Genomic DNA, 12,261 nt, shown 5'->3' with positions numbered 1-12,261 from the left:
GGACGAAGTCCATCGCGAAGCGACGCCGAAGGCGCCCTTGACTTTGGAGGGGCGGCCCCGTACGCAAGCGCCACCCCACCACCCGAACACCCCATCTCCCCATTCAAGAACCCGTCTCGCACCACCGCCAGAACACCCCGCCCCTCTCTCGAAGACCACCCTGGACACCTTCTCGAAAAGCTCGGCCCACGATGAACTTAAGAACTGGGCGTGCATGCGCAGATGACCGAGGCTGCCCAAGAACAAGTTGCCACAATGACATGAACTGAGCATCCGTCACCTAAATCCCTGCCCGGACCAAAGCGCGAGTCTCGTCCTTCTGCTCAATCTCTGCGATCGCAATGTGGCCTTGGTGCTGCATGCGGGAGATGTGGCCGCCGTTCGCACGCTCGAGCTGGGCGCGGGGGATGGTGCTGTCCGCGTCGTCCGCCGCGATCGTCGGGAACACCCCGGTCCGGGAATGCCCCGGTCTGGGAGCGCCCCGGTCCGGGACGGCGGCGTCGCGGGCGGTCTGCAGGCGACAGTGCTGCAGATCGGCGGCGCGCGCGGGCGCGGGCGCGGTGGGTGTTGCGTCGACGTTCGGCGCGATGTCTGTGCAGGTCAGGGTGGTCGTCGTCGGGGCGAGCGGGCGGGCGTTCGTGGACGGCGTGCACGCGGCCGTGCTGGTGGAAGGTGGCAGGTCCTAGGACGATCGGACCCGGCGGATTGGGTCCGGCGGCCGACGCGCGGCGGCGGCCCCGCCGCGAGCATGGGTTCCATGACCACGATCCAAGAAGGCGGCGCCGTCGACGCGGGGGACCGGCGGACCGGCGGGACCCCGCCGTGGGCCGCGCTGCTCGCCGCGTCCATCGGCCAGTTCCTCGTCGTCCTCGACATCTCCGTCGTCAACGTCGCCTTGCCCGGCATGCGCGCCGGGCTCGGGCTCGGCGCCACGAGCCTGCAATGGGTGGTCAACGCCTACTCGCTGGCGTTCGCCGGGTTCCTGCTGCTGGGCGGGCGCGCCGCCGACCTGTTCGGCCGCAAGCGGGTGTTCGTCACCGGCCTCGGGCTGTTCACCGCGGCCAGCCTCGCGGGCGGGCTCGCGCAGGACGCCGGGATGCTCATCGGCGCCCGCGCCGTCCAGGGCCTCGGCGCCGCGATCCTCGCGCCGGTCACGCTGTCGCTGATCACCGGGACGTTCCCGGAGGGGCCCGCGCGGACCCGGGCGATCGCGATGTGGACGGCGGTCGGCACCGCGGGCGGCGCCACCGGCGGGCTCGTCGGCGGCCTCCTCACCGACTACCTGAGCTGGCGCTGGGTGCTGCTGATCAACGTCCCCATCGGCGTCGCCGCCGCCGTGATCGCCGGACGGTGGCTGCGCGACGAGCGCCCCGCCGCGGACCGGCAGCGCCTCGACCTGCCCGGCGCGGTCCTCGTCACCGGCGGCGTCGGCCTGCTCGCCTTCGGCATCGGGCGGACCGAGCATCACGGCTGGACGTCGACGGACTCGCTCGTCCCGCTGGTCGCGGCGATCGTGCTGCTCGCGCTGTTCGTCGCCGTCGAGGCGCGGACGGCCCAGCCGCTCGTCCAGCTGCGGCTGTTCCGGCTGCGCAGCGTCGCGGTCGGCAACCTCGCGACCCTCGTCAGCACGATGGCGGGGTTCGCGCTCTGGTACTTCCTGTCGCTCTACATGCAGAACGTCCTGCACTACAGCGCCGTCCGGACCGGGGTGTCGTTCCTGCCGCACACCGCGGGCATCATCGTCGGCTCGAGGCTCGCGCCCACGCTGATGGCCCGGATGGACGCCCGGCTGCTGGCCGCCGGGGGCGGGCTGATGGCGGCCGCCGGGTTCGCGTGGCAGAGCGCCGTCCTGGACGCGGGCGGGACGTTCGCCGGGTCGATCCTCGGCCCCGGCATCGTGATGGCGACCGGGTTCGGCCTGCTCATGACCCCGCTGGTGGAGGCGTCGACGGCCGGTGCGGACCGGGCGGAGGCGGGCGCCGTGGCGGGCGTCGTCAACACCTCCCGGACGATCGGCGGCGCGATCGGCCTCACGATCCTCGCGACCGCGGCGGCCCGGTCGGGCTCCGACCTCGCGGGCGGCTACGCCACCGCGTTCCTGATCGCGGCGGTCATCACCGCGGCGGGCACCGCGCTGGTCGCGTTCCTGCCGCGCCCCCGCCGCTGACCTCCGGCTCGCGTTCCGCCGCGACGCGGCGCTAGGACACCAGCACCGGCGGCTCGGTGGCCCTGGACGGGGCGCGCCGCGCGAGGCGGCGGCCGAGCCGCTGCGCGGGCGCCTCGATCCAGCGGTGCGACGCCCAGCCGGCGGCCAGCAGCACGGCGACGAAGACCAGCAGGCCCGGCAGGTTCGCGGGGCCGGACGTGCCGAGGAACTGGACGGCCACCATCAGCAGCAGCGGGTGCAGCAGGTAGATCGAGAAGCTCGCGGTGCCGAGGCCCGTCGCCCAGCGCGGGAACCGGCGGTGCCGCAGCAGCCAGGTTCCCGCGAACGTCGCCGTCGCCGCGAGGACCGTCCCGGCCCAGACGAGCTGGGCGTGCCAGTAGCCGTGCATGTTCCAGACGCCGGCGGCGAGCGCGCCGGCCGGCACCAGCACCGCGGCGGCGGCGCCGGACCAGGCGGGGATCTGACCCTGCTCGGCGCGGTACACGGCGGTCCCCGCGAACATCAGCGCCATCATCGCCAGGCCCAGCCACGCGCCGACGCGGCCGTTCAGCACCACCAGCACGGCCGCGAGCAGCCCGCCGAGCAGCCCGCCCGCGACCCGCGCCGCCGCGCGGCCCGACACCGCCGCCGCGATCGCCGCGACCAGCGCGGCGAAGCAGACCGCGACGACGACGCCGACGCCGGCCGTCCGGGACAGCAGCCCCGACAGCTGCCAGGTCGGTATCAGCCCGCCTACCGCCAGCGCCGCCGCCGTGAGCCCGACGGAGACCGGTGCGGACCGGCGGTGCGCCCGGACCACGAAGAGCGCGACGACCAGCAGGTAGAAGGCCATCTCGTAGGACAGCGTCCACAGCACGTTCATCGCGTTCGGGACCGCGAGGAGGTCCTGCATCATCGTCAGGTGGGCGAGGATCGCCGTCACGGGGTGGTAGTGCTCCAGGCCCGCCCGCAGGCCGCGGACGCCCAGCAGGAACGGCAGCACCGCGAAGAAGCACGACACCGCGAGCAGCGGGTAGATGCGGAAGAAGCGGCCGATCCAGAACCCGCGGACGCTCTCCCGCCGCTCCAGTGACGCGGGCACGATGTAGCCGCTGACCAGGAAGAACACGAGGACCCCGTAGGTGCCGGGATCGAACCAGTCCTGCAGCGCGATCCGCACGTCGGGCAGGTACACGTAGCTCGCGTGGTGCAGGGCCACCGCCAGTGCCGCCCACCCCCGCAGCACGTCCAGCCACCCGAGGCGCGTGGGGGTGGAAACACCTAAAGGCGGGATCATCCCGACAGGCTAGACCGATTAGGAAGAAACCCCGCCAATTTCGTCAACTTCTCCAGGAAATCCCAAGGTTCGGCGCCCCGCCCGCCGAAGTTCCCTGAGCGGAGACGCCGCCGGCCCGGCGCGAGGCGCGGCCCGTCTCGCGCCGGGCGTCCCGGCCACCTGCGCCCTCAGATCGCGAAGAGGAGGGCGGCGCTGACGAGGACGGTGGCGGCGGTGGCGAAGTGGATGCCGAACGCGGCCGCCTTCGTCCCGCCGAAGCGCAGGACGATGAGCGTGTCGCCGAGCGGGGCGAGGGCGACGACGAGCATGTACCAGCCGGCGGCGTGCGCCGTGGAGAAGGCGAGCAGGGCCAGGCCGAGGACGCCGAAGGTCGCGTCGCGCACCCCCTTGATGGCCAGGTAGGCGGCATCGCCGCCGTCCTTCGCGGGCACGCCGTAGCCGGCCGCCGCCGGGCGCGGGGAGACGAGGAAACGGACGCCGATGAACAGGACCAGGAGGCTGAGGACGGTGGCGAGCCCGTAGGCGATGGGGGTCAGCATGGCGAGGCTCCAACTTCTAGCGTTGCTAGGAACAGGGTCGACACTAACAGAGCAGAATTAGAAGTTCTAGCGCTGCTAGAAGAATTGCCGCCGCAATCGCCCGGAAACAAGGGAGATACGTTCCATATCGCCAGTGGAGACCGGTCATTTGGTCTCCCTGGGATGACCTGCATAGATTTGGATGAGCAGCATCATTGACGTGCGCTGCGCCATACTGCTAGAAACAGGGCGCGGCAACATAGGTTACGTATCCATGGACGGGAGAGGGTCGTGAGCGAGGAGTCCCCCCGGCCTCCGGCAGCGGACCGCCAGGCCGAGGCGGCCGCCGAGAACCGCCGGCTGAGCAGCCCGGACGCCCGCTACGGCGCCCGCCTGCGGCGGCAGTCCTCGGCCTCGGTGCTGCTGAACGCGGTGGTCGAGGCCGACCGCGCCAACCTGGAGCGCACCATGGCCGCGCTGCAGGCCGACGGGACGCTGGAGCAGGCCGCCGGACGGGTCGTCGCGGCCCGGCGCCGGTTCGTCCTCGGCAGCGCCAAGAGCCGCGCGCACGCGACCCTCCTGCACCTGGAGCTGTCGGCCAGCCTCGCCGGCGTCAGCCTGATCGACGAGGGCGCCGTCCGGGCCATCGACGTGCTCAGCGACGTGCGGCCCACCGACGTGCTCATCGCGTTCTCGTTCCGCCGCTACGCCCGTCCCACCATCGTCGTGGCGCGCGAGTTCGCCGCGGCAGGCGGGCACGTCGTGGCCATCACCGACGACGCGGGCAGCCCGCTCGCCGCCGCGGCGCACACCACCGTGGTGGTCGGCACCGGAAGCGCGTCGTTCGCCGACTCCCCGACCGCGATCTCCGCCGTCGTGCACGCGCTGGCCACGCTCACCGCGGCCAGCGCGAAGGGCGCGCGCCGGCGGCTGGCCAGGCGCGAGGGGCTCGCCCACGCCCTGGCCATCTACTCCGACGAATGAGGGGCGCGCACCCATGAGACACACGACGGGCGAGACGGACGATGTCGTCATCACCGGCGGCGAGGTGCTGGACGGCACCGGCACGCCGGCGCGGCGCGCCGACGTGGTGGTGCGCGAGGGCCGCGTCCAGGACGTCGTCCCGCCCGGCAAGACGCACGAGGGCCCGGAGCTGGACGCCACGGGCCTGGTGGTCGCGCCCGGCTTCATCGACCTGCACTCGCACGCCGACTTCACCCTCCAGGAGCACCCGGCCGCCGACACGGCCGTGTACCAGGGCGTGACGACGCTGCTCGGCGGCAACTGCGGGTTCTCGCCGTTCCCGGTCGCCGCGGCGGAGGAGCTGCGCGGCGCCGCCGGGTTCCTCGCGTCCGGCGTCGACTTCCAGTGGACGGACCTGGACGGCTACGCCCGCGCCGTCGACCTGGAGCGGCCCGCGATCAACCTGGCGACGCAGGTCGGGCACCAGGCGCTGCGGACGCTCGTGATGGGCCCGGACGAGCGGTCCGCCACCGATGACGAGCTGGCGGCGATGCGGTCGCTGCTGGCGGCCGCCGCCGAGCAGGGCGCGTTCGGCTTCTCCACCGGGCTGATCTACGCGCCCGGGTCGTACGCGTCGTCCGGCGAGGTCGCCGCGCTCGCCGCCGAGGCCGCGCGGCACGGGCTCCTCTACTCCACGCACATGCGCAACGAGAGCGACGAGCTGCTCGCCGCGGTCGACGAGGCGCTGGACACGGCCCGCCGGTCGGGCGTGCGGCTGGAGATCTCGCACCTGAAGGCGATGGGGCCGGCCAACCACGGGACGGTCCGCGAGGCGCTCGCGAAGATCGAGGCGGCCCGCGCCGCAGGCGTGGACGTCACCGCCGACGTGTACCCCTACACGGCGTCGTCCACGACGCTGACGTCCCGGCTGCCGGGCTGGGCGATGGACGGCGGCGCGGCCCGGCTGCTCGAACGGCTGATGGAACGCTCCACCCGGGACCGGATCGCGGCGGAGCTGCGCGCCCGCTTCGGCCGCGACATCGACCCCGCCGGCGTCGTCGTCGCGGAGCTGCCGGACGGCCCGTACTCCCGGTTCACCGGCCGCAGCCTCACCGAGATCGGCGACGAGACCGGCCTGGACCCGGCGGAGGCGGCGCTCGAACTGCTCGCCGCGCACAACGCGACCGTCTCGATCGTCAACCACGCGATGTCCGCCGCCGACGTGGCGGCCGTCCTCGCGCACCCGCTGGTCAGCGTCGCCAGCGACGGCTGGACCCTCGCCCCGTCCGGCGAGGGCCGCCCGCACCCGCGCAGCTTCGGCACGTTCGCCCGCGTCCTCGGCCGCTACGTGCGGGAGGACCGGCTGCTCACGCTGCCCGAGGCCGTCCGGAAGATGACCTCCCTCCCCGCCGCGCGGCTCGGGCTGGCCGACCGCGGCGAGCTCCGCGCGGGCCGCGTCGCCGACATCGCCGTGTTCGACCCGGCCGCGGTGGCCGACACCTCCGACTTCGCAGACCCCTGGCGGCTCGCCACGGGTGTGCGGCACGTGCTCGTGCGCGGCGTCCCCGTGCTGCGCGACGGCACGGCCACCGGCGCGCGTCCCGGACGCGTGCTGCGCCGTGCCGGCTGAGCACGTCGTTTACCGGATCCCCCCGGATCCCCGTTGAACAGGAGCGCTTTTGAGCAGCGCCATCTCGCCCCCCGGACGCTTGGACCGCAGGCAGCTCACCTCGGTGGCCTGCTTCGCGGTCTGCGTCGTCGCGGGCATCGCCCTCGCCGTCGCAGGCGGCAAGGCCGGCCTCTGGGGCCTCGTCCCCATCATCATGTACGCGGTGCTGGCCCTGCTCGGCGTGGACGTCGTGCTGGCCACCATCGGCGCCGTCATCGTCGCGGCGATCATGACCAGGACCGGGCCGGTCCCGCTCGGCACGCAGCTCGCCACCTCCATGGGGTCGCTGGTCGCGGTGATCGGCCTGATCATCCTGCTCGGCGCGGGCCTCGGCCACGTCGCGCAGGAGACCGGCGCCGCGCAGACCCTCGTCCGGACGGTGATGGGCCGCATCGGGCTCAGCACCCCCACCCGCGTCCAGCTCGGCGTCATGGTGTCGTCGCTGGTCATCGTGGGCGCCCTCGGCACCCTCGCGGGCGGCAACGCGATCATCGCGCCGATCGTCATCCCGATCGCGGCGCGGATGGGCTGGCGGCCCCCGGCCGTCGCGGCGATGTTCCACGCGTCGGGCGCGGCCGGGCTGATGCTCGGCCCGTTCACCCCGCCGGTCGTGACGATCACCGCCGCGGCGAAGCTGTCGTACGGCGACTACCTGCTGCACGCGGGCCTGCCGGTCGGCGCGATCACCATCGTGACCGGGTTCTTCATGGCCCGCTGGATCCAGAAGCACACCGACCAGGAGTACGCGCCGGAGGACGCCGCGCGCGACGACGACGCGGACGCCGCGCCGAACAGGCGGGGGCAGTGGGCCGCGCTCGCCTTCATCGGCGTGCTGGTCGCGCTGGCCGTGTACGGCGTGTGGGTCAAGGCGGGCTACTCCTACGCGCTGGTCGTCATGGTGGTCACCGCCGCCGCGACCGGCCTGGCCGGCGGGCTCGGCGCGAAGGGGACGGCGGAGGCCGTCTACGCGGGCGCGGCCCGGCTGATCTGGCTGTTCATGCTGTTCTGGCTGCTGGACCCGCTGCTGACCCTGGTGCAGAAGACCGGCGCGTTCGACACGATCTTCGAGCACCTCAAGGGCGTCATGCCCGACGTCGGCCCGTACGTGTTCCTGCTGCTGGTGGTCCTGCTCGGGTACGTGCACGCGGTGCCGGGCGCCGCGGTCGCCCAGGTCGTGCTGATCAACAAGCTGTTCGGGCCGCTGGTGACGTCGCTGGGCGTGCCGCCCGCGGCGTGGGCGGTGTCGCTGCTCGGGACGGCGCAGATCGACCAGCTCGGCCCGTACCCCACCGCGGACATGATGGGGCAGATGGGTCTCGCCCGGTCCAGCGATCTGCGGATGATGCTGTTCAACGGCTGGGCCATCATGGTCGCGAACACGGCGGGATTCCTGGTCCTGTTCGCGATCCTGCTCTAGTCCCGACGAAGCCGCCCCGGGGCCGTCCCGGGGCGGCCCTGCCCCCGGAGGTCTGACGTGCGCGACGAACTGGACGAACTGGTGCGGCGGGCGTCCCGCCTGGGCGGGACGCTCGGCGTCGTCGCGCACGACCTCGGCTCCGGCGAGCGCGCGGAGGTGAACGCGGACCACCGCTTCACCTCCGCGTCGGTGATCAAGATCGCGGTCATGGCGGCGGTGCTGGCGGAGGCCGAGTCCGGCGGCCGGTCGCTCGGCGACCGGCTGCCGGCGCCGCCGGACGCCCGCGTCCCGGGCAGCGGCGTCATCAAAGACCTCGCGGACGCGGCGGAGTTCAGCGTCCGCGACCTGCTCACGCTGATGATCATCGTCAGCGACAACACCGCGACGAACCTGCTGATCGACCTGGTCGGGATGGACGCGGTGAACGCCTGGTGCGCCCGGCACGGGCTGCGCTCCACCGTGCTGGCCCGGGTGATGATGGACGCGGCGGCCCGCGCGCGCGGCGACGAGAACGTCACGACCCCGGCGGACGTGGCGGCGCTGCTGACCGGACTGGTCAGGGGCGAGTTCCTCGGCGAGGAGGGCACCGCGTTCGCGCTCGACGCGCTGGCCCGCCAGCAGCTCAACGACCGCCTGCCCCGGCACCTCCCGCCGGGCGTGACGCTGGCCCACAAGACGGGCGAGCTGGCGTCCGTCTGCCACGACGCCGGGATCGTCCTGGCGGAGGACCGCGACCCGATCGTCCTCGTCGCCATGACGGAGGGCATCGCGTCCGAGGCCGACGCCGCCACCCTGATCGCGGACACGGGCCGAGCCGTCTACAGCGCCACCGGCCTCCTCTGAACTCCTTGAGTCGCGGCGAGGCGTCGCCATGAAGCACTGCTCATGGCGACGCCTCGCCTCGCCGCGACTCGACGGAGGTCAGGTGCGGAAGGTGTCGCTCGCCTGGGCGCGGATCAGGGACTCGTCCACCTCGTGACCCAGGCCGGGGGAGGTGGGGACGGGGACCATGCCGTCGGTCGCGCGGATGGGCGGGGCCACGATGTCGTGCGCGTAGTACTTGTCCGAGCCGGACACGTCGCTGGGCAGGTCGAAGCCGGGCAGGGACGCGATCGCGACGTTCGCGGCGCGGCCGACGCCGAACTCGTGCATGCCGCCGCACCACACCTGCCAGCCGGCCGCCACGGCCCGGTCGTGCGCCGTGCGCGCCGCCGTGAGGCCGCCCATCCGCGACACCTTGACGTTCAGGATGCTCCCGGCGCCGAGGGCGATCGCGGTGTCGAGCTGGTCCAGGTCGTCGACGGACTCGTCCAGGCAGACGGGCGTGCCGATCGTGGCGGCGAGGCGGGCGTGCGCGGCGAGCGCGCCCGGCGCGAACGGCTGCTCGATGAGCAGCAGGCCGAGGACGTCCAGCTCGCGCATGGTGGCGAGCGCCTCCAGCGTCTCGGGGTAGACGCCGTTGGCGTCGACCTGGACGGCGAGGTCCGGGTACGCCTCCCGGACGGCGCGGGTCGGCGCGACGTCCCAGCCGGGCGCGATCTTCAGCTTGATGCGCCGGTAGCCGTCCGCGACGTGCCGCTCCACCTGCGCGAGCAGGTCGTCGACGGTCGGTTCGATGCCGAGGCTGACGCCGGCGGCGATGCTCCGCCGGGTGCCGCCGAGCGCGGCGGCGAGCGAGGTGCCGGACGCGCGCGCCCACAGGTCCCAGCAGGCGATGTCGAACCCGGCCTTGGCGAAGTGGTGGCCGCGGATCCGCGCCCACGCACGCCCCGCCTCGGACGGGTGGTCCCACTCGGTGCCGACGAGCGCGGGCGCGAGGTAGCGGCGCAGCATCATCCAGCAGGTGTCGACGGTCTCGGGGCAGTAGTACGGGTCGCTCGGCGAGGCGATCTCCCCCCAGCCGGACGCGCCGGCGTCGTCCGTCACCCGGACGACGATGTGCTCCAGGTGCGACTTGCGGTGCGAGCTGGTCTGGAAGGTGTGGACGAGCGGCAGGCTCAGCCGGAACGCCTCGACGGCGGCGACGGCGGGCATCAGTGCTTCTCCTGCGGGTCGGGGACGAACCGGTAGACGGCGGTGTCGCGGCCGGCGACCTCGCACGAGACGGCGGCGCGGCCGCCTTCGATGAGGCGGCCCATGACGTCGGCGACCCGCTCGCGGAGCGCGACGGAGGCGTCCCGGTCGGCGGCGACGTGCGCCTCCCAGTCGCTGGGCAGGCCGAACAGGACGGCGTCGCCGTCGCGGGCGGTCTCGCCCCAGCCGACGGGCGGCGGCTTCGGCGCCCGGTCCCGCGCGGCGGGGAGGTCGGCGGTCAGGTCCCATTCGACGATGAGCCGGTCGGTGCGCATGCCGCGGTCGCGGCCGACGTCCTCGACGCCGAGCAGGTTCGGCTCGAACCAGCGCGCGACCGCGCCGAGGACGTCGAGGTTGAAGTGCGCGTTGCGGGTGCGGACCGGGTCGAACGACCAGCGCATCGCGGTGACGCCGGTGGCGAGCACCTGCTCGCGCTGCCCGAGTTTGAGGGCGCGGCCGACGCCGCGGCCCTGCTGGTCGTCGCGGACGGCGGCCATCTGCGAGTAGTGGTAGACGCGGCCGGCCGGGTCGACGCCGCCGAAGCCGTAGGCGAACCCGACGAGGTCGTCGCCGTCGAACGCGCCGACGACCGAGCCGCCGTTGTGCGCGAGGGAGATGAGCAGGCGGGGGCTGACCGCGGGGTCGGTCGCGCCGAGCCGGAAGACCTCGCGGTAGAGGGCCACCGCGGCGCGCATCTCCGCGGGTCCGGACAGGGGCCGCACGTGCACGGCCGGGGATCTCACAGGCATCGCATCGCTTACTGTCAGCACATGTCCTGACCTAGATATGTTGTAGATCTATGTCCTCGTTGTAGCATCACGCCTTGTCAGCGTCAAATATCGCCGCGATCATGACGGCTATACGATCCGTATGTTCGTCAATGATCTTCCAGGCCCTGGAGGGACATGACCCCGCCCGACCCCACCCCGTCCGACCCCACCCCGTCCGACCCCACCCCGTCCGACGCCACCCCGTCCGACCCCGCCGTGCTCGACCCCGACGACGCGGCCCGCATCACCGGGGCCGCCGCCGACCTGCTGGACGCCGCGCGCGCCCGCCTGCGCGAGTACGCGCTGGCCGAATCGCCCAGCGGCGACGCCGACGCGCTGGCCCGCTGCGCCGACCTGGTCGAGGCCGGGCAGGCCGCCGCCGGCGGGCGGGTGCGGCGGGTGCCGTCCCCGAGCGGCGACCACCTGGTCACCTCCTGGGGGCCGGAGGGGCCCGGGCACCTCCTCGTCGTCGGCCACTACGACACCGTCTGGCCGGTCGGGCGCTTGGCCGACATGCCCTACACCGACGACGGCACGACCATCACCGGTCCCGGCGTCTTCGACATGAAGGGCGGCCTCGTCGCGCTGGAGACGGCGTTCCAGGCGCTCGACGCCGCCGGGATCGCCGTGCCCGCGCCCGTCCGCGCGGTCGTCGTCGCCGACGAGGAGGTCGGCAGCCCCACCGGCCGCGACCTCGTCGAGGCCGAGATGGACGGCGCGGCGGCGGTCATCGGCCTGGAGTCGCCGCATCCCGACGGCGCGCTGAAGTCCGCGCGGCGCGGCAGCACCCGCGTCGCGCTGCGCGTCCGGGGCCGCGAGGCGCACGCCGCCCTGGACCCCTGGCGCGGCGTGTCCGCGATCGACGAGCTGCTCGACCAGCTCGCCGCCGTCCGCGCCGCCGTGCCGGACGACGGCACCACCCTGCTCAACATCGGCCGGATCGAGGGCGGCCGCCGCGCCAACGTGGTCGCCGGGGACGCTTGGGCGGAGATCGGCCTCCGCTTTACCGACGCCGGATCCGAGCGCCGGATGCTGGACGCGCTGCGCGGCGCCCGCCCGGTCCGGGACGGCGCGCAGGTGGAGGCCGAGGTGCTGACGTCCCGGCCGACCTGGCCCGACGACCCCGCCAACCCGCTGCTGGCGCACCTCGCGGCGGTGGGCGCCGCGCTCGGCCAGACCGTCCAGGGCCGTCCGGCGGCCGGCGCGGGCGACGCGAACCTGCCCGGCTCGCGCGGCCTGCCCACGCTCGACGGGCTCGGCCCGCGCGGGCGCGGCGCGCACGCCGCCGACGAGCACATCCAGGCCGCCGACCTGGCCCGCTGCGCCGCGCTCCTCGCCGCCCTCTTCGCCGTCCCGTACCGGCCCTGACCCGGAACCGGCGAACCGGCGGAAATCGGGTCGACGGGCC

At 73.9% G+C, this 12,261-nt stretch carries 10 protein-coding genes; 6 read left to right on the top strand and 4 right to left on the bottom strand.

All coding sequences use genetic code 11. The annotated features are described in order from the left end of the window. The first annotated feature begins 757 nt into the window (after nt 1-757). Nucleotides 758-2,167, top strand: a complete 1,410-nt coding sequence (locus ABT299_RS35600) for a DHA2 family efflux MFS transporter permease subunit (protein WP_500253411.1) — start codon at nt 758-760, stop codon at nt 2,165-2,167. A 31-nt stretch (nt 2,168-2,198) separates the two neighbouring features. Here the strand turns inward: ABT299_RS35600 and ABT299_RS35595 are convergent, their stop codons facing one another. Beyond that, nucleotides 2,199-3,443, bottom strand: coding sequence for an acyltransferase family protein (locus ABT299_RS35595; RefSeq protein WP_500253410.1), 1,245 nt, complete (start codon nt 3,441-3,443; stop codon nt 2,199-2,201). A 167-nt stretch (nt 3,444-3,610) separates the two neighbouring features. Continuing rightward, nucleotides 3,611-3,982: a DUF4267 domain-containing protein gene (locus tag ABT299_RS35590; protein WP_387029253.1), complete on the bottom strand. Its 372-nt coding sequence runs from the start codon at nt 3,980-3,982 to the stop codon at nt 3,611-3,613. A 270-nt stretch (nt 3,983-4,252) separates the two neighbouring features. On the opposite strand from ABT299_RS35590, the gene ABT299_RS35585 reads away from it, so the two are divergent. From ABT299_RS35585 to ABT299_RS35570, 4 genes are read left to right on the top strand one after another with little or no spacing between them, the layout of a single operon-like run. Beyond that, a complete protein-coding gene (locus ABT299_RS35585; protein WP_433149471.1) occupies nt 4,253-4,945 on the top strand; it encodes a MurR/RpiR family transcriptional regulator in 693 nt (230 codons plus the stop codon). Between the two features lie 13 nt (nt 4,946-4,958). Beyond that, a complete protein-coding gene (locus ABT299_RS35580; RefSeq protein ID WP_500253409.1) occupies nt 4,959-6,554 on the top strand; it encodes an N-acyl-D-amino-acid deacylase family protein in 1,596 nt (531 codons plus the stop codon). 49 nt (nt 6,555-6,603) lie between these two features. After that, nucleotides 6,604-8,010, top strand: a complete 1,407-nt coding sequence (locus tag ABT299_RS35575) for an SLC13 family permease (protein ID WP_500253408.1) — start codon at nt 6,604-6,606, stop codon at nt 8,008-8,010. A 57-nt stretch (nt 8,011-8,067) separates the two neighbouring features. Beyond that, entirely contained in the window at nt 8,068-8,853 is a 786-nt protein-coding gene (locus ABT299_RS35570) for a serine hydrolase (protein WP_190868795.1), read from the top strand. A 78-nt stretch (nt 8,854-8,931) separates the two neighbouring features. On the opposite strand, the gene menC is transcribed toward ABT299_RS35570, so the two are convergent. Together menC and ABT299_RS35560 are read right to left on the bottom strand one after the other, a co-directional pair. After that, the gene (gene menC, locus ABT299_RS35565) at nt 8,932-10,044 is read right to left on the bottom strand and encodes an o-succinylbenzoate synthase (protein ID WP_500253407.1); all 1,113 of its coding nucleotides are present in this window, start codon (nt 10,042-10,044) and stop codon (nt 8,932-8,934) included. Further along, nucleotides 10,044-10,832 (bottom strand): hypothetical protein, encoded by a 789-nt coding sequence (locus ABT299_RS35560; RefSeq protein ID WP_500253406.1) that lies wholly within the window; start codon nt 10,830-10,832, stop codon nt 10,044-10,046. Before ABT299_RS35560 ends, menC begins: the two co-directional genes overlap by 1 nt. Before the next feature lie 156 nt (nt 10,833-10,988). Here ABT299_RS35560 and ABT299_RS35555 point away from each other — a divergent pair, with 156 nt between their 5' ends. Then, nucleotides 10,989-12,221: a M20/M25/M40 family metallo-hydrolase gene (locus ABT299_RS35555; protein WP_500253405.1), complete on the top strand. Its 1,233-nt coding sequence runs from the start codon at nt 10,989-10,991 to the stop codon at nt 12,219-12,221. Nucleotides 12,222-12,261: the final 40 nt, after the last annotated feature.

It is taken from the genome of Spirillospora sp. NPDC000708, from assembly GCF_040299565.1.
GTDB lineage: Bacteria > Actinomycetota > Actinomycetes > Streptosporangiales > Streptosporangiaceae > Spirillospora.
The sequence above is the reverse complement of the archived record's forward strand: the minus strand, read 5'-3'. Positions and strand labels throughout refer to the sequence as shown.